This is a genomic window from Heliomicrobium sulfidophilum (assembly GCF_057715735.1).
On sequence record NZ_JBVTZZ010000004.1, the window covers coordinates 751,533 to 769,263 of the forward strand.

18 protein-coding genes are annotated in these 17,731 nt (G+C 58.9%); 1 reads left to right on the forward strand and 17 read right to left on the reverse strand.

Features of this window, described 5'->3' with window-relative positions; translation table 11 throughout:
• Positions 1-3 precede the first annotated feature (3 nt).
• The 16 genes from AC0CW1_RS05270 to AC0CW1_RS05345 all read right to left on the reverse strand — a co-directional run bounded on the left by AC0CW1_RS05270 (position 4) and on the right by AC0CW1_RS05345 (position 16,076).
• On the reverse strand, positions 4-1,689 hold the full coding sequence (locus AC0CW1_RS05270) for a nucleoside kinase (protein ID WP_488181997.1): 1,686 nt from the start codon (positions 1,687-1,689) through the stop codon (positions 4-6).
• 132 nt (positions 1,690-1,821) lie between these two features.
• Positions 1,822-2,481: a flagellar brake protein gene (locus tag AC0CW1_RS05275; RefSeq protein WP_488181998.1), complete on the reverse strand. Its 660-nt coding sequence runs from the start codon at positions 2,479-2,481 to the stop codon at positions 1,822-1,824.
• 13 nt (positions 2,482-2,494) lie between these two features.
• Positions 2,495-3,625 carry a rod shape-determining protein RodA gene (gene rodA / locus AC0CW1_RS05280; RefSeq protein ID WP_488181999.1) on the reverse strand — a complete coding sequence of 377 codons (1,131 nt, stop codon included), beginning with the start codon at positions 3,623-3,625 and terminating at the stop codon, positions 2,495-2,497.
• 184 nt (positions 3,626-3,809) lie between these two features.
• Positions 3,810-4,079, reverse strand: coding sequence for a cell division topological specificity factor MinE (minE, locus tag AC0CW1_RS05285; protein ID WP_488182124.1), 270 nt, complete (start codon positions 4,077-4,079; stop codon positions 3,810-3,812).
• A 32-nt stretch (positions 4,080-4,111) separates the two neighbouring features.
• Positions 4,112-4,915: a septum site-determining protein MinD gene (gene minD, locus AC0CW1_RS05290; protein ID WP_488182000.1), complete on the reverse strand. Its 804-nt coding sequence runs from the start codon at positions 4,913-4,915 to the stop codon at positions 4,112-4,114.
• Between the two features lie 13 nt (positions 4,916-4,928).
• Positions 4,929-5,822, reverse strand: a complete 894-nt coding sequence (minC, locus tag AC0CW1_RS05295) for a septum site-determining protein MinC (protein ID WP_488182001.1) — start codon at positions 5,820-5,822, stop codon at positions 4,929-4,931.
• A gap of 128 nt (positions 5,823-5,950) precedes the next feature.
• On the reverse strand, positions 5,951-8,059 hold the full coding sequence (gene mrdA / locus AC0CW1_RS05300; RefSeq protein ID WP_488182002.1) for a penicillin-binding protein 2: 2,109 nt from the start codon (positions 8,057-8,059) through the stop codon (positions 5,951-5,953).
• Positions 8,056-8,559, reverse strand: coding sequence for a rod shape-determining protein MreD (gene mreD, locus AC0CW1_RS05305; RefSeq protein WP_488182003.1), 504 nt, complete (start codon positions 8,557-8,559; stop codon positions 8,056-8,058). The genes mrdA and mreD overlap by 4 nt, the downstream gene beginning before the upstream one ends.
• Positions 8,560-9,402 carry a rod shape-determining protein MreC gene (gene mreC / locus AC0CW1_RS05310; RefSeq protein WP_488182004.1) on the reverse strand — a complete coding sequence of 281 codons (843 nt, stop codon included), beginning with the start codon at positions 9,400-9,402 and terminating at the stop codon, positions 8,560-8,562.
• Between the two features lie 441 nt (positions 9,403-9,843).
• Positions 9,844-10,878 (reverse strand): rod shape-determining protein, encoded by a 1,035-nt coding sequence (locus AC0CW1_RS05315; RefSeq protein ID WP_488182005.1) that lies wholly within the window; start codon positions 10,876-10,878, stop codon positions 9,844-9,846.
• 20 nt (positions 10,879-10,898) lie between these two features.
• Positions 10,899-11,570, reverse strand: coding sequence for a RadC family protein (gene radC / locus AC0CW1_RS05320; protein WP_488182125.1), 672 nt, complete (start codon positions 11,568-11,570; stop codon positions 10,899-10,901).
• A 66-nt stretch (positions 11,571-11,636) separates the two neighbouring features.
• Positions 11,637-12,251 (reverse strand): Maf family protein, encoded by a 615-nt coding sequence (locus AC0CW1_RS05325; protein ID WP_488182126.1) that lies wholly within the window; start codon positions 12,249-12,251, stop codon positions 11,637-11,639.
• 24 nt (positions 12,252-12,275) lie between these two features.
• On the reverse strand, positions 12,276-12,533 hold the full coding sequence (locus AC0CW1_RS05330) for a DUF4321 domain-containing protein (RefSeq protein ID WP_488182006.1): 258 nt from the start codon (positions 12,531-12,533) through the stop codon (positions 12,276-12,278).
• Between the two features lie 370 nt (positions 12,534-12,903).
• Positions 12,904-13,992, reverse strand: coding sequence for a hypothetical protein (locus AC0CW1_RS05335; RefSeq protein ID WP_488182007.1), 1,089 nt, complete (start codon positions 13,990-13,992; stop codon positions 12,904-12,906).
• Positions 13,989-15,821 carry a cobalamin B12-binding domain-containing protein gene (locus AC0CW1_RS05340; RefSeq protein WP_488182008.1) on the reverse strand — a complete coding sequence of 611 codons (1,833 nt, stop codon included), beginning with the start codon at positions 15,819-15,821 and terminating at the stop codon, positions 13,989-13,991. The genes AC0CW1_RS05335 and AC0CW1_RS05340 overlap by 4 nt, the downstream gene beginning before the upstream one ends.
• Before the next feature lie 6 nt (positions 15,822-15,827).
• Positions 15,828-16,076, reverse strand: coding sequence for a hypothetical protein (locus tag AC0CW1_RS05345; RefSeq protein WP_488182009.1), 249 nt, complete (start codon positions 16,074-16,076; stop codon positions 15,828-15,830).
• Here AC0CW1_RS05345 and AC0CW1_RS05350 point away from each other — a divergent pair.
• The gene (locus AC0CW1_RS05350; RefSeq protein WP_488182010.1) at positions 16,068-16,307 is read left to right on the forward strand and encodes a hypothetical protein; all 240 of its coding nucleotides are present in this window, start codon (positions 16,068-16,070) and stop codon (positions 16,305-16,307) included. The two genes, AC0CW1_RS05345 and AC0CW1_RS05350, sit on opposite strands and share 9 nt — an antisense overlap.
• A 45-nt stretch (positions 16,308-16,352) precedes the next feature.
• Here AC0CW1_RS05350 and AC0CW1_RS05355 read toward each other — a convergent pair whose 3' ends face one another.
• Positions 16,353-17,729, reverse strand: coding sequence for a hypothetical protein (locus AC0CW1_RS05355; RefSeq protein ID WP_488182011.1), 1,377 nt, complete (start codon positions 17,727-17,729; stop codon positions 16,353-16,355).
• Positions 17,730-17,731: the final 2 nt, after the last annotated feature.

Genomic DNA, 17,731 nt, shown 5'->3' on the forward strand with positions numbered 1-17,731 from the left:
TCCTTAGAAAAAACAACTGCCGCCGATAAATTCGCGAAGGATGGAGTTGTGGGGAACCTCCACGTCCTCCATGGGCCGGAAGTAATCGAGCAACGTCAAGAGGCGCTGTGCTTCACCGTAGACCTTCGAGTCGCCGGGGATGACCTCCAGGAGCGGAGCAGCGTAGCGGGCCAACACGGCCAGCTCGTAGACGAGGGCGGAGTTGAACATGACATCCGCCTCTTCCTGGAAGGGGAAGATCCACCGTTCCTCACCACGGCGGACAGAGGACCACATGGTCAGGGTCCGCAGTGCATCATGGGAACGGAACTGGTGGTCCCGGACGATACGCCGGATACAGCGGGCGTCAGTTGTCTTGATGTAGTTCATGGGATTTAGATTCAGTTCCATGAGAGCGCTCACATAGATCTTAAACTTATGATCGCGCGCGACCGCTGCTGTCAATCTTTCATTGAGGCCATGAATCCCTTCGACAATGATGGGCCGGTCGATGCCGGCCTGCACGACATCTTCGTGGTACTCCCGGTCGCCCGTATGGAAATTGTAGCGAGGGATTTCCACAGCCTCCCCGGCGATCAACTTCGTCAAGTGGTCGTTGAAAAGGGCGCAATCGACGGCATCGATGGACTCAAAGTCATAATTGCCGGAGGCGTCACGAGGTGTCAGCGATCGCGGCAGGAAATAATCGTCCATCGACAAGGTCACCGGATCCAGGCCGTTAACGCGCAGTTGGATCTTCAGGCGCTGCGCGAAGGTGGTCTTGCCAGAAGAGGAGGGGCCGGCGATCAGGATCAACCGCGCCTTTTCCGGCTCCTCGGTGATCCGGTCGGCGATCTGGGCGATCTTTTTTTCATGGAGCGCCTCGGCGATGCGGATCAGTTCCCCCGTCTTCCCCGCTGCATTGTGGCTGTTGAGGTCGCGCACATCGGCCACCTTGACGATCTTTGTCCACTTATCCGATTCGCGGAAGATATAGGCGAGCTGCTTCTGCTCCACATTGGGCGGGATCCGGTACGGATCGGACTGGTCAGGGTGGCGCAAGAGAAAGCCCGAGTAGTGAGGCGCCAGTTGATAGGTGGTGATCATCCCCGTATGGGGGACGAGGATTTCATCGCTGTAGGCCACATAACCGCCACAGGTGTAGATATTCACCGGTTCACGGCTGCGAAAGCGAAGGACGTCCGCCTGGTCCTGGCGACCGGACGCCTCCAGGATGTGCAGCGCTTCAAAGCGACTGACCACCCTACGCTCGATCGGTTCGGCAGCGCGCACGACTTCCCACATGCGTTCCCGCAACTGTTCGACCATCTCCGCCGTCAAGGGCTGATCGCCCATGAGTTCGCCATAAAAACCCTTGTTCAAGGAGAACTGGATCTCTAGCTGCTGGCGGGGAAAGAGTTCCCGCGCTACCCGCATCAAGACAAAAGCGAGGCTCTGACCGTAGACGCGCAAGCCCGTCTCTGTCGACATGTCGACCATTTCCACCTGGCAGTCCCGTTCGGGGACGTACCCCAAGTCCTCCAGCACGTTGTCGACGCGGACAGCGACGATCGGCGCCGGGTGTTCCGGTTGCAGTTCCCAGGCCAGCGCTTGCAACGGCAGACGGCGGTTCCACCAGCGGCAGAAAGAGCCTGTCTTCGGAGAGGACACGGTCACACCGAGACAGTCGGACGCGTATTCGTTCATCATCACCGTTCCTCCTCAGTGAACCCCTCCCGGAACGTGTGTTCCGAGTCGCTATTCCCATTATACTTCTTTACGCCTTGCATCGACAGATGCTTTTGTCCTAAAAAAATAACCCCGCCGGGGGGTCCGGCAGGGTTACTGCATGCCTTGGCTGCGCATTTCCCGTTGTCTGGTGAAGATGAATTGTATGACCCGCTCCTGCTCTCCCCGGGAGATGTTCAGGAACTCGATCCCAAGGACGTAAACGAGCTCCTTTCCCTCTCCCTCCACAAAGGAACGCTTCACCTGCCCGCCGACGCGGAGCCGATCCTTGCCAAGGGGCAGGTCCACGAGGATCTTATCACCTACATGCAACTGCTCCTTCACGTTCAAGCAGACACCGCCGCCGGAGACGTTGCGGATGACCCCCTTGTACCAGGTCCAATCCTTAGGTTCTACATCTTTCTCCTGTTTGCAGTACTGGGTGGCGATAGTGATGGGAAAGCGGTAAAAATTGCGCCGCTGCACCTTGTCGGCGCGGATCGGCTTTTTCACGATGATCACAGGAAGGGGATTCGAACGGCGGGACTGGACGACCGTCTGATAGACCCAGACGCCGTTCTCGCTGGCTTTGTAAAAGATCAGGTGTTCCCCGATATGCAACGGGATCAGCTGTCCCTCTTTGAAGGGCAATGCCAGCGTCAGGCTGTCTTCTTCCACATCCTCGATCCGACTCTTGTAATGCCCGGAATAAATGCTGCCGGCAGGAATGAGGATCTGGATTAGGTCATTGACTTTCAGTTGGTCCTGACTCATGACATGTCCACTCCTAAAACATTATCGACTGTCTACGCCAGTATACGTTAAGTAGCAACCCCAAGCAGACCAGATTTGTCAACATGGCCGATCCGCCATAGCTGACAAAGGGCAGCGGGATGCCTGTAACCGGCATGATGCCTGTTGTCATACCTACGTTGACCAGGACATGAAAGAGCCACATGGAGACAATGCCTGTCACGATGAGCGAACCGAAGCTGTCCCGGGCATCGAGAGCGATGCGCAACCCCCGTAGGATGATTACGAAGAAGAGCGACAGCAAGCCGACGGCGCCGGTGAAACCGAGTTCTTCCCCGACGACGGAAAAAATAAAGTCAGTGTGGTGTTCCGGTAGAAAATTCAATTGGGCCTGGGTGCCCCGGAAAAGACCCTTGCCAAAAAGTCCGCCGGAACCGATGGCGACCAGTGACTGATTGATATGGTACCCGTCTCCGAGGGGATCCAAATCAGGATCCAAAAAAATGATCAGCCGTTTGATTTGGTACTCCTTCAAGGGCAAGGGCCAGTCCCAGGTGAAGTGTCCGTAAATGCCGACGACGATCACCACAAGGCCGGAGAAGACGAGAAGACCCATGATTCTCTTGTTCGCTCCCGCCGCCACCATCATCCCCAGCATGATGGCGATAAAGACGAGCGATGTGCCAAGGTCGGGCTGCTTGAGGATCAGCAGCATGGGCACTGCCACAAAGGCGAAACAGGGCAGCATGTCTTTTAGGGTCTCCAGTCGCCCTTGCCGTTTGGACAAAAAGTCGGCAAAGGTGAGGATCATGAGGAGCTTGGCAAACTCGGAGGGTTGAAACTGAAATCCGCCGATGTTGATCCAACGGACGGCGCCGTTTACATTGACGCCGAGACCAGGGATTAACACGGCCGCGAGGATAAGCAGGTTGAGTCCGTAGAGGTACCAGGAATAGCGGGAAAAGGTCTGGTAGTGAAAAAACATGGAGATCGTCACAAAGGTAATGCCGACGAAGACCCAAATCGTCTGCTTGCGGGCAAAGGCCAGCGGATCGGCGCCCACGTTCGATGAGGCGCTACGCATGATAATGATGCTGAAGGTCAGCAGGAGAAGCACGACGGCGACAAGTGTCAAATCCAGGTTCCGCGCAAGTTTCCAGCGCAAAGGTGTTCCCCCTACCTTATGGTCTGAAGACATTCCTATTATAGGGGATAGTACAGGCAATGAAAAGCCCCTCCCTTTTTTAGAGAAGAGGGGCCGATAGCTTTTGCGCTCCTATTGGTATTGCTTTATCACTATCCTCAGCGTAAGTTCATAGACTTTTCGCGATATCCACCTTTTGGCGAAATCATACGTTGCGGCGCTTCAACCCCAGCACGGGGATGTTGGCCACCAAGGCGACCGACGCTTCTTCGTTGTTCAAGTTGACTTCCAGGGATCTTTCGTCGATCTCCAGATAGCTCGATATGACCTTGATCAGGTCCTCTTTGAGGGCCTCCATGATTTCCGGCGAGACGCTGCTGCGGTCGTGAACCAGCACAAGACGCAGGCGCTCCTTCGCAATGTTTTTGCTGTTGCCGCTGTCGCGGCTGAACATGCGGTTGAGAAAGTCCAGCACCGCCATGGGCTTCCTGCCCCCTTTCCTGCCTGTTAGCGGTTCATGCCGAAGATTTTGCGAACCTTATCGAAAAAGCCTTCCGTGATCTCCAGGTTCATTAGGGGCACTTCGGCGCCAGTCAAGCGACGAGTGATGTTCCGGTAAGCTTGTCCGGCCCGGGAGTTGTCATCTAGCACAGCCGGTTCGCCTTTGTTCGTCGAGATGACGATGGTGTCGTCCTCCGGCACGACGCCGAGCACATCGATGGCCAGGATGTCGACCATATCTTCAATGGACATCATGTCGCCTTGTTTGACCATGGTCGGCCGCAGGCGGTTGATGATCAGCCGGGGATTGCGCAAGCCGGCCGCCTCCAGAAGTCCGATGATCCGATCGGCGTCACGAATGGCCGAAACCTCCGGTGTCGTGACGACGACAGCCTTTTCAGCCCCGGCGATGGCGTTCTTGAAGCCTTGCTCAATACCGGCAGGGCAGTCAATGAGCACAAAGTCAAACTCCTGCTTCAAGTCTTCACAGAGCTTTTTCATCTGCGCCTGATTGACCGCCGTCTTATCTTTCGTCTGAGCCGCTGGGAGCAGGTTGAGGCGGCCGTCAGGGAAACGTTTGTCCTTGATCAAGGCCTTCCCATAAGTCACCTGGCCGCTCGTCACATCGACGATATCGTAGACGATCCGGTTTTCCAGGCCCATGACAACATCAAGGTTGCGCAACCCGATATCCGTATCGACCAGGACGACCTTAAATCCGAGCGCGGCCAAACCGGTGCCGATGTTGGCTGTCGTGGTCGTCTTGCCAACGCCGCCTTTGCCTGAGGTGATGACAATCACTTCACCCATGTGAGTTCCTCCCTTACATGTCTTTGCCGTAAGCTTTTGTTCCATAGTGGTAGCGCTCAATCGTCACCATGCCATCCCGGATGCGGGCGATTTCCGGATGATCGGGACCTTCTTCCTCTTCATCAGGCGGGCGGGTGATGTGATTGGCAATTCGCAGTTGTGTCGGACGAAGACGGTAGGCAGTCACTACCGCCTCATCGCCGCCCATGGCGCCGGCGTGGGCGACGCCGCGGAAGACGCCCATGACGATGATATTGCCGCCGGCGACGATCTCCGCGCCGGGGTTGACATCGCCCAGGATGACCACATGCCCGGGGTAGCGAACAGTCTGGCCGGAACGAAGGGTCCGCTGGATGAGCAACGTCCGCTCGTCGCCGCCCTGGGTCAGGATAGCGGTTTGCTCATCCACCCCATAATTGTCCACCGGCTCCGGCGGCGCCTCGCCATCGTCCAAGGCCGCGCCTGACTGCGCGAGAACCGGTGCGGAATCGTCAATGATGTCACGCTCTCTCCTATCACGGTCTCGAACATCGCGGCTTCTGACGGCGCCATCGGCCCGTTCGCTCGATTCGTAAAGGTGATTGGCGATCTGGTAGATGCGTTCCCGGTTTCCTTTTAACACGGCCCTTTCCTCCTCGTCATGTTGACCGGCTGGATCGGTCCAAGAATTGATGCCCCGCAAGATGAGCCCGTAGGATGGGAAGAGAGTCCGCAACCGTTCAATCTGATCCGGATGGAGTTGCCGTGTCCCAATATCGACGGTGACATGGGCGCCCACAAGGAAACAATCAGCTGACGCCAGTTTATCTTCAATCGCAGCGGCCAGTTCGTAAAAATCGCACTGGGAGTCCAGAAAGAAGGTAAGCCCGTCTTTGGATCCTTTGATTACGATGTCTGTTTTTCGCATTGCCGTCAACTCGCCCCTCAGCCGATTTCCATATCTTTACCATTTTTAGTCCATCAATAAATTCTACGCTCTAGGGGGAATTCCTTCAAACAATAGAAAAAAACGAGGAGACTGGCTCCTCGTTTCCCTTATTCTTCGACACGTCCAAAGGGAACCAAGGCTTCCGGATTGGTGGGTTCGACACCGAAATAGGCTTCAAAAGCTGCCCGCGCCACGATGCCGGCAGAAGAACCGCCGTGGTAGCCGTACTCGACAACGCCGGCGTAAGCCACTTCCGGGTTGTCGTAAGGGGCGAAGGCCACGAAGACGCCATGGTAATCCTTTTCCTTGTCGTCGCCGGCCCGGCCTGTCTCGGCGGTGCCCGTCTTGGCGCCCACCTTGACGGGAAAGTTTGAGAACAGGTAGGACGCCGTCCCGCCTTGTTCCGTGACAGCCAACATGGCCCGCCGGACCAGGGCCAGGTTCTCCGGCGATACCGACACCTGGTTGAGGATGGTCGGCCCGAACTGCTGGACGACCTCTTTGTCTGGCGTTTCAATCCGATCGACCATGTAAGGCTGGAAGCGGGTGCCTCCGTTGGCCAGCGTAGCGATGTAGTTGGCGAGTTGCAAGACGGTGTACTGGCTTCTTCCCTGGCCGATGGAGGTGTTGTAGGTCTCAAAGGGCTGCCAGTAAGGCCAGTAGTTCAGGTCGTTGCGGTAATCACGCTCGATCGTTTTGCGCATGGCCGTGTCTTTTTTCTGGATCTTAGCTTTCTCCTCTTCCGTTTGGGCGTTGGCCAGTTCCTCTTGGAGCTTTTTGTCCTGTTCACGCATGCGGGCTTGGTAGCGGTTGTTGGCGTAGGAGCTACCCCAGGCGCGCTTCCAGTCGCGGCCCGGCAGGAGTCCCTCCTCCTCGCCCGGCAGCAGGATGCCTGTCTCCTGGCCAAGGCCAAACTCACGGGCGATGCGGCTGATGTTATCGATGCCGGCCCGCCGCCCCATCTCCTGAAAATAGACGTTGCAGGAACCGGCCACCGCTTCGTTCAGGTCAACCGAACCGTGGACGGTCCAGCAGGGAATGTTAGGCTTCTCCCAGTAGGCGCCGGTGCAGGTGATATGCTCGTGAGGATCAAGTTTCCCCACATCGAGAGCGGCGATAGCTGTGAGCGGCTTGAAGGTCGAACCTGGAGGGTAAGAGGCCTGAATGACACGGTTGATACCCGCTGGCGGGTCGGAACGGAAGTAGTAATCGGCTGTCTCTTGGTTCATCGTTCCGACAAAGTCGTTGGGATTGAGGGCCGGCCGCGAGACCATGCCCAAAATGGCGCCAGTGCGAACGTTGATCATGACAGCAGCGCCGGCTTTCGCTTTCGGGTTATCGCGCTGCAGTTGGCTCAAGGTCCGGTCCATCGCCTCTTCCATGGTCTTTTGGACCTTGGCGTCAAGGGTCAGCACCAGCCGGTCGCCCGGAGTGGGGTTATGGGTAAAGAGGTTGCGGATAGGTCGGTTGGACCGGTTGATCTCCACCTGCTGGTAGCCGTCCTGCCCGCGCAGGTATTTCTCGTACGCCTTTTCCAGGCCTGTCTTACCGATCATATCATTTAAGCGGTACTTTTCATCACCGTACTGCTTGAGCTCTTCCGGGCTGATTTGACGGACATACCCCAGCAGGTGACCGGCGATCTGGCTCCCCTCAACAGGGGGGTAGTTACGGACAGGGCCTTTTTCGACGACGACACCGGGCAGTTCGGCGCGCCGTTCTTCGAGCATGGCCACTTCCGTCTCGGTCAGGTTGGATTTGATCAGGATGGGCTCGTAGAGGCGCTGCTTGCGTTTTTCAAACTGCTCGCGGATGTACTCGGCAGTGATCGAAGGATCGTTGGCGCCGAGGATCTGGGCCAGTTTCTGCACCACAGCGTCCCGGTCGTTGTTTTGGATGCCTAAGTAGGTCACGTAGGCGTTGAAGACCGGCACTGATGTGGCCAGGGTCACGCCGTTGCGGTCGACGATGTCTCCCCGCATGGCCGGGATCGGCAGCATTTTAATGCGGTTTTCCTCCGAGGTGGTCGTGTACTCGGAAGCGGCGACAAACTGGAGATAAAAAAGGCGGCTCAAGAGGACGCCAAAGACAACGATCGCCACCACGGCAAAGAAACGCAGCGTCTTTTCCAGATCTTTGCGACGCTTCGCGGCAGGGGGATCGACGGTCATTTCGTTACTCATCTCATTGATGAGGTTGTTTAAGTCGAGGCTCATGAACCCACCTCTTCCTTCGGCAGCCACCCCTTGCAGGCGGCCCGGTAAAAGGGACCGTACAGCAGGGGGACTGCCGCCGTGTTATAAAGAGCCTGGGTCAAGAGGGTCATGAAAAAGCCCCCTACGGCAAAGGGCAGTCCGGCGAAACTTCCCAGCAGGAAGGCCAGGGTGTGGTAGGCCACCGTGCCGGCAAGGACACAACCGATGGGGACGAGCAGGTTGTCCTTGTAGAGCCGCCCTTCGATCAACCCGCAGAGACCGGCCGTGGCAGCGAGGGCGAGGGCGTTCAACCCGATATAGCGTCCCGTCAGCATATCGAGAAAGAGGCCGGCGCCGGCGCCAAAGAGGCTGCCGAAGCGTCCGCCCTTTAAGATGGCTGTAAAGACGACTAGGATCAGCACCAGATGAGGCGTTACGCCAGCAATGGCCAGATGGGTCATCAGGGTCGTCTGTAAGGTCGTGCTGGCCAGCAGCAACAGGACCAGGTTCAGATGGCGCAACTACTCTCCCTCCTGGCGCAGGACCTTTTGGACGATAAAGACCTCTTCCAGGCGCTGAAAGTCGACGGCCGGGCGCAAACCGGCCTGTTTCGTCAGGCCGTTCGGTTCAGGCTCTACATTCGTCACATAGCCGACGCGAAGTCCCTTCGGATAAAGCGACCCCAGACCGGAGGTGACGACCAGTTGCCCCTCCTGCGCCGGTGCGTCGCGCCGCAGGTGAACCATCGTCAACATCCCTGAACCGTCGCCTTTTGCTTCGATGATCCCGGGCTCCCGAGTCACCTGCAGCATGGCGGGCACCGGCGCCTCCCGGTCGATGATCAGCAGAACCTGGCAGGAATGGGGCGATACAGAGGTCACATGACCGATCAGACCGTCATTGTTGATGACGACCATGTCCTTCGCCACCCCGTCGTTGGCGCCCTGGTCAAGGGTCAATGATCGAAACCATGTCGATGTCTCGCGGCCGATCACCCGGGCGGCGATCATCTGGTAGTTTCCCGCTTTTTCTTCTTTAAACGCCAGCATCTCTTTCATGCGGAGGTTTTCCAACTGGTACTGGCGCAACAATCCGTTTTCACGACGCAATTCGCCGTTTTCCTGGCGCAGCGCCTCGTTCTCCTCCTTGACCAGACGGTAGTTGATCACCGCCTGGCCAATGGCCTCCCCTTGTCCGGTCACATAGGCGAGACCTGCCTGAAAAGGCGCCAGCAGCGAATGGCTGGAACTCTCCAGCAGGGTCGTGTCCCATCGGTCGTTGCTCGTCATACGGAGAAGCCCCAGGCCGATGACCGTTCCAAGACCGACGACAAGAAGTGTCTTTCTTATTCTTGTTCGGGCCAAAAAGGCTTCCCCCTTAGTGGAATCGACGCGTCCGCCTATTATGCTTCACCTTTAAGCCCGCTCGCCTCGCTGTACAAAGCGGGGGACGCATGGGCAAAGCTCGCTAAGAGCTCCGCGGCTGCTCGCTCGACGCCGCAGCGGGCGCGCCAAATCTATCGGGCTTTTTTCTGCATGTCAGAGGGCGCGCCTTTTCGCTGCGCCGTCTTCGCTCGCTGACGCCGCTCCGCTCAAACCGCTCACTTTGCCCATGCGCCCCTGCTACAGATCGTTTCACGCAACGCGCCACCCAACTATTGTCGATCAAGGGTAAGAAATAATCAACGGGTTTTTGCTTTTTTCAACAATTTCCTATTTAATCTATGCTTCTCTATGCCTGATGACGCTGGAACGCGCTTGCTTGCGTCTGAGAACGCCGTCCGGCAATTAGAGCAGCACCATGTTCTAATTGAGCCGCTTCTGCGGAATCAGGACGCGCTTCAGGGCGGGGATGTTTTCCAGGACGCGTCCAGTGCCAAGGGCGACGGCGGAAAGGGGCTCGTCGGCCAAGTAGACGGGCATGCCGGTCTGAAGGCTGACGAGGCGGTCCAGTCCGCGCAGGAGGGAGCCACCGCCGGCCATGACGATGCCGTGTTCCATCAGGTCGGCTGCCAGTTCGGGCGGTGTTTTTTCCAGGCAGACCTTGATGGCGTCAATGATGGCGGCGACCGGCTCGGAGAGGGCCTTCTGGATCTCTTCCGCCGTGACGGTGACTGTCTTGGGCAGGCCGGAGACGAGGTCGCGGCCGCGCACGTCGATGGCCTCCTGCAATTCTTCAGCGCGGTCCAGGAAGGCCGAGCCGAGGCGGATTTTGATCTCCTCCGATGTGCGCTCCCCGATGGCCAGGTTATACTGGCGCTTGATGTAGGCGGCGATGGCTTCATCCATCTCATCGCCGGCGATGCGGATCGATTTGGAGGTGACGATGCCGCCGAGGGAGATGACGGCCACCTCAGTCGTGCCGCCGCCGATGTCGACGATCATGTTGCCGGTCGGCTCATGGACGGGCAGTCCGGCGCCGATGGCCGCCGCCATGGGCTCTTCGATCAGGTAGGCTTCCCTGGCGCCAGCCTGCAAGGCCGCTTCCTTGACGGCACGCTCCTCTACGGCGGTGACGCCGCAGGGGACGCAGACGACGACGCGGACGCGAGAGAACAAGCCGGTGCTGGAGCCGAGGGCCTTGCGGATGAAGTAGCGGAGCATGGACATGGTGATGTCAAAGTCGGCAATGACGCCGTCTTTCATGGGACGGATGGCGGTGATGTTGCCGGGGGTGCGGCCGATCATCTGCTTGGCCTCTTCGCCGACGGCCATGACCGAGCCGCTGTCACGCTGAATGGCGACGACGGAAGGCTCCCGCAGGATGATCCCTCGGCCTTTCATGTGTACGAGGGTGTTGGCGGTGCCAAGGTCGATGCCGAGGTCTTTTGTAAACATCATATTCCTATCTCCTTACCGGATCAGACGTATCCTAGTTCTTTGAGGCTGCTGTAGCGGTTGTCGCCGATGATCACATGGTCGAGGATCTCGATCCCTAAAATTTTTCCTGCTTCAACGATTCGCCGCGTAATCTCGCGATCCTCCCGCGACGGTGTCGGATCTCCGCTGGGATGGTTATGTATGAGCACAACCGCAGCGGCGCTTTTGCGGATCAAGACTTTGAACAGTTCCCGAGGATGGACAATGGAGGAAGAGAGACTGCCGACGGAGATATCCTCGATGCTGAGAACCTGGTTTTTCGTGTTCAAGGCAATGGCGCGAAAGACCTCTCGATCCAAAAAGCGCATATCCTCCATGACCAATCGGCTGGCGTCCTCAGGCGATCGGATGGCGGGACGCGATTCAGGCGACGTTGAAGCGATGCGACGTCCCAATTCAACAGCCGCTTTGACCTGGGCTGCCTTGGCTGCGCCCAAGCCTTTGAGGGCGCTCAACTCGTCGGCTGTAGTCTCAGCCAGGAAACGGAGACCGCCCTGGCGGAGGATGCGGTGGGCCATGTCGATGGCCGTTTCCCGGGTTGTTCCGGTCCGCAACAGTATAGCCAACAGTTCAGCGTTGGTCAACGCCTGCGGACCTGCCGACAGAAGGCGCTCACGGGGGCGCAGGTCCTCAGGCAGATCTTTAATGGTCAAATGATAAGTTTCACTCACGGTGTACCCCCCTTTTCAGGCGGGGAACCGGCTATCACTGTGCGACGGTTAGGCTGGAGAAGAGCTTCGGTTGTTCCCTTCCGTTCCTAGACTCATCAAGGAAATTCCCCATTGGCGAAGCAGCTTATCCAAACGAACGAGCGGCAAACCAACGACGTTAAAATAGTCTCCCTCCAAGCCTTCCACCAGCAGGGCGGCCAATCCTTGGATGCCGTAAGCGCCAGCCTTGTCGAGACAGTCGCCGGTGGAGACATAGCGTTCGATGTCCTCCTCCGTGAGATTGCGGAAGTGGACCAACGTCTCTTCATAGCCGCCCAGTTCATCAACGATGCGGCCCTTTTCGACTTGAAACAATGCCAGCCCCGTGATCACCCGATGGGAACGGCCGGAGAGGCGGCGGAGCATCTCTCGGGCATGATCGGGCGATTTCGGTTTCCCGAGGACATCCTCGTCGAGGACGACGATGGTGTCTGCGCCCAGGACGATCCCGTCGGATATTCGTTCACAAACGGAATGAGCCTTGCCGCGGGACAGCGCCAAGGCTTGGGCCTCCGGGGCTAAGGCGTCCACACCTTCTTCAGGAAAATCGCTAGGCAGGACCGCAAAGCGGAGCCCCAGGTCGGAAAGCAACTGGCGTCGACGGGGCGAAGCCGATGCTAGCACAAGGTTCAAGTGAATCCCCCCAGGCTAGAATCGCCGGTAGAGAAAGATACCGGCAAGCATCCCTACGGCGCCAGCCAAGTTCAACTTGATGCCGAGGCCGAGGGTGAAACTAAACGATACAAGATTGATGTGAGCCGGGCCGAGTTCGACTTCCTTGCTCAGCTTCATGACAGGTACGACAGGGCTCAAGGCCTCCCCGATCAAACTGCCTATGATGGCGCCGACGATCATGAATAAAACCAGCATGCCCATCTGACCAGCGCCGACACGAATCCCCTTCACAGCCCGTACCCCCTGACCAATGAAAAAGGAAAGCCGGGAACACCCCCGGTCTTCCCAGGTAACTTGGAATTTATTCGTCAGATTGCACGAAAATCCTTCTCACCGTCCTTTTTTCCCTCCCGGCGGAATACACATCGGGTTTTGCCTTTCCCGTAAATGAAATGAGGCACAGGGGGTAGCGGATGGGTGAGCCGTTTGGGCGGAGCGGCGAAAAGCGAGCAATGACGGCAGAGCGTCCAGGGCGCCATGGTTGACATGCAGAAAAGCCCAGAGGTTTGGCGCCCTAGCGGCGCCGTCGAGCGAGCCGCCGCGGAGCCCTTAGCGAACCCATCCGCTACCCCCTCCACCGATAGATCTCTTAAGGAATAACTCAAAAACCCAGTGCCTTCCGCCACAACGCCAGCGCCCCCTCCCGCTTCACATCCAGCACAGGTACCCTCAGTTTCCGCCCCAAACGCCCCTCCAAGACCCCGCCAGGCAGGTAACGAGGGCGGTAGCTCTGGCTCTCGGCGTCATATTCCGGGTAAAAAGGGTTGACGGTCACAGCGAGGAGCGGGATTGACCGCCGCAACACCGGCGTCAACCCGGCTTCCCGCAACTGCCGCAGCATCAAGTCTGTTTCGCCGGGGTTGTCACTGAGCAGCAAAGTAACGGGATCGCGAAAAAAGATGCGCCACCCGATTAAGCGGGGTCCAACTGTAGAGAGTAGGGAACGAACGGCGGCGGTGGTTACCAGCCTCGGCAGGATAATCAGGCCTTCGACGGGACCTGCCGCGTGACTGGGGAGGAAGGCGCTCACCTGCCGCCCTAGGTCCCGTCCATCGTCAACTGTCAGCATCTGGGCGTCCGCCAGGGGCATCTTGCGCCACTGCCCCTGTTGGCGGCAGGCGACACCGCCGGTGTCCGTGAATACCGATGTGCTCCCTTGAGGCAACCGGAAGATTTGGGCGATGCTCTCCGTCTCTGCTGTAAGGTGTGCCGGATCAACGTGGCGAGCTGCGCCGGTAGCCACGATCAAGCCGTCTGTCTCCACCATGGGCGCGATGCGGTTGAGGGCGCCGTCGACCATGAGCAGGTCGGGCCGGTAGCGGGCGAGGCGCCCTTTCACCTGCCCCAACTCGACAGCCTTGTTCGGCCCGGCGACGACGACGAGACCAGGCGACACCACCTCGCCGATGATGATTGGCCCGAGCGCGCTGGCAATGTTCGTGTCTTCCAGGATGCGGATGTCGGCCGTGGACGGCGTCAAGCACCGTCGGGCCGTGGCGACGAGGGTTCCCGGCGCCAGGGCCAGGCGAGGCTTGGGCAGACCGGTAATGTTGTCCACCTCTTCCCCATCATAGCCGATGGAGGTGACGGCGATCCGCCGCCGCCGGCGGTAAGCTTCCCGGAGCAACGCCGAGGTGGTCGTTGTCTTGCCCGTGTTTTTCGCTGTTCCAGCGATGCCGACCGTCCTCATCCCTCGGTGACCGTTCCCCGGCCGCCCCGCCCCGGGTAAGCGCCCTCCTCCTTGCTGCCCAGCAAGCCCATGTAAAGGGCTTCCGGGAAAGAGGGCGCATCGGCGACCGCTTTTAAAACGCCCTCGATCTTGTCGACAATCTCCGTCGCCCATCGGCTCGCATGTTTTGTCGGCTCGACGCGGCCCTCGCCGAAGAAGCGGAAGCCCTCGGCGACAGCCCGCAACGTGTCGACGCGGGAGGCGGCGACGATGGGGCCGCCGGAGTAGGCCTCGTCCGAGGAGGCGATGGAGACGGCGTCCACCTTTAACGATGCCGCCAGGGCCGCATGCAGGGAGGTGGTCATCGAAGACTGTACCCGGTCCTCGGTCTGCGTCAAAAAACCGATAGGCGCCCCCGGCCAGATGGGGGCGTCGATGATGGCGCGCAAGGCCTCGATCTTGGCCGCATTGAAATCGATGTAGTTGTCGTTCATCTGACCACTGACCATCACTTCGGGGCTGAAGGCGAAGAGCGGCTGCAATAGGGGCTTGCCGCCAAGACGGCGGGCCAGGGCCGCCACAATCAACATGCCGGCAAAAGCCTTGTGGGCGGGCACGCCGGCCAACTCCTCATTGGTGACCACATCAAAGGGGAGGTTGTACTTGACGGCCATGCGGATCGCCTCCACCCCGTCGGCAGTCAGTCGAGCCGGATCGGTCCCGGCGGCCAGCGCGCCATAGACGATATTGATCTTGGTCAGGTCAGCGCCGAGCTTGCCCGCCAGGACGACCGTCTCAGGCGTGTTCAATCCCCGGTGGGCGCGCACCTGCCAGAGGGTCGACGCCTCCAGGGCTGCCTTGATCCAGGAGAGGTTTTCCGGGGTGATGACGGAACCATCCTCTTGGTGGGTCAGAAAATCGCCGATGAAGCCCTCTGTCCGGGCGCCCCAGGAGGGGTCGAAGTGAACGACGCCGTCGGCGCCCCAGGCCTCGCAGACCTTGATGTGGGCGATATCCATGAAGGGACAGCCGGTGCCATACTGGATGAAAATCTTCGGCTGGTCCTCCCGGTGCTGCAAACGCCGGACGGTCATCCTTTTTTCGACGGAGGTGATGTAGTCTTCCAGGCGCGCAATCTCTTCCTTGCTCTGGCGGCGTGTCTTGGGATGGACGTCGCCCTTGCGGTAAAAGGCTCCGGCGACAGGATCACAGAGTGCGGCATAGGCCTTATTGAACTGGGCATCGATTTTGCCCTGCCGCCAGGACTCCGCATCCCAGGCCTCATCGCGCAGCCTCGACCGTTGGATCCCCGGCGTCGTCTTCCCCTCGGTCCAAGCCACGATGCCATCGACGATCTTTTCGAGCAGTTTGGCGATGGCTGGGTGACGGTATTCATAGCTGTAGCCGGCGGTGAGGTCGGCTTTTTCCTTCCGAACCCGCTCCCCCTCCGGCTTGTAGGGCCGGCCTTCAATGAAAGCGACCACCTCGTCGACAGAGGTCCCTGGGCCGAAACCGGCGTCAAAACCGAGTTCGGCCGCCAGTTCTGGACGGATTGCCATGCCGCCCACAACCAGGGTCGTCTTGTCCCTCAGGCCGGCGGCGTCGGTCAGATCGACGAAGCGGGCAAGGAGTTCGGCTACGCCGTAGCCGAGGGTCCGGCTGACGAGCACCTGGTCGGGACTCTCCCGGCTGATGATGCTGACGATCTCCTCCGGCGGCAGGTCGGGCGGCAACAGCATCGTCTGGTGCCCCGCCTCGTCGAGGCCCCGGCGGATCATCTTCAAACCGATATCATGGACCGGATCAAGGGGCACCAGCAGCACTTTTTTCTTCTCTGGGCATTTCGCCATCGTCAATCACCCCTTCCCTTGCCGGTCCGCATTGCGCACCCAGGCATAGTCCTGGCCGGGGCGATAGATGTAAGCGCGAGCCCGGACGCGCGCCCCCGGCCCGGCAAACTGGATGAACACCAAGTCCACATCTTGAAAGCCCAGCGTTTTCATCAGGCGAATGGCCATTTCCTTCCCCTCGTCTTCGCTCGAACAGATGAGGAAGGTCTCCAGGTCCAATGCGTCGAGGACTTGGGAGAGCACCCCTTGCGCCAATTGTCTTCCTCCTCGCCATGTCCCTGCCGGGACCCTGTCATTTGCGCTGGGATTATTTTCTCCCTAATAGGGATTTTTATTTTTCCCAGAGAAATTGCAGGATTTCGTGAAAAGAATGCTTCCGATCGTATCTGCTTGCAGGCGAGAAAAACGCAGCGCATTTCCGCAAAGAAACCGCAGCAAAAAGCGGTTGAAAAGGTCCTTGAACCTCTCAACCGCTTTTTTGCTTGATAAACCGGAACCCGATGACATATAGGGCCGATCAAATTCCCCCGCCTACATCAGCAGGATGGCGACGATCGTCGTCACTGCCAAGCCCGAGATGACGGGGATGAAGTTGCGGCGGGCCAGTTCGATCGGGTTGACGCCCGCGATGGCCGCCACAGGGATCAAGCCCCAGGGGATGATGGTGCCGCCGCCGGTCCACACACCCGCGATCTGGCCGAGGGCGGCCAGCACAGCCACATTCAGATCGGGGAGAGCCGTTTTGAAGGTCGCAGCGATGGAACCGACCAGGGGAAGCGGCGAGAATCCGGAGCCATCCAGGCCGACGATCATCCCCGCCGCCAGTTCGATCACAGCCACAGCCGCCTTGTTCAGCGGGACGGCGTTGGACAGGGCCAGACCCACATCCTCCAGGAAGCCGGGCGCTCCCTTGCCGAGGATCTGCTGGGAGAGTTCGCCCTTACCGAGGAAGAAGAAGCCGCCGATAATGATCACAGGGGCAAAAATCTTGATCCCGAACATGAACCCGTCCCGGACAAAATCGGTGATCTTCTCCAATGACTCTACACCATACTTGAGCACCGATCCGAAGGCCAGCAGCAGCGCCGCCGTTCCGCCGACGAGGGCCGTGGCGTCGCCGCCTTTGAGGTCATAGGTGAGCATGGCCCAGACGTCGGCGATGAAGGCGATGGGAACGAGGAAGGCAAACACATAGGATAGGCTTGTGATCTCCTGCTTTTGGTTTTTATTCTCGTACTGCAACCGCTCTTTGTCATGAGCTGCCCGGTTGGCCGCAATGTCCCGGCGAACGAGGATGAAGGCGATGACCGATGTGACAACGCCCATGACTACCACCAGCGGGATGGAAGCGGAGACCACCTCACCTGACGTTATCCCAGCCGCCTTGGCCGTAATCGTCGGGGCGCCCTGAATGACGTAGTCGCTGGACAGGGCAATGCCGTGACCGAAGATGTTCATGGCCATGGCCGCCCCCATGGCTGGCAGTCCGGCCCGAACGGCGATGGGCAGCATGATGCCGCCAATCAGTGCCACTGCGGGGGAAGGCCAGACGAACCAGGATACGATCAGCATGGCAAAGCCGAGGATCCAGAAAGCCACGTCGGCATTGACCATCAGTTTGGCCGCTGGTCGCATGATCAGGTAGTCAGCGCCCAGTTCGGTGAGCACTTTGGACATGGCCACGATCAGCGAGATGACCACGATGATCCCAAGAAACTCAATGCCGGCGACGACAAGGGCGTTAAAAACAGCTTGAATGGCGCCGCCTAATCCTCCGGTGTACATCCAGCCGATATGCAGGATGCCAATAAGGCAGGGGATCAGGGGGTCACGGCGCAAGCCCATGACGACGATGACCACCAGCACGTAGAACAGGAAAACCCAGTGAAGTGTTGTGAGGGTAACCAACT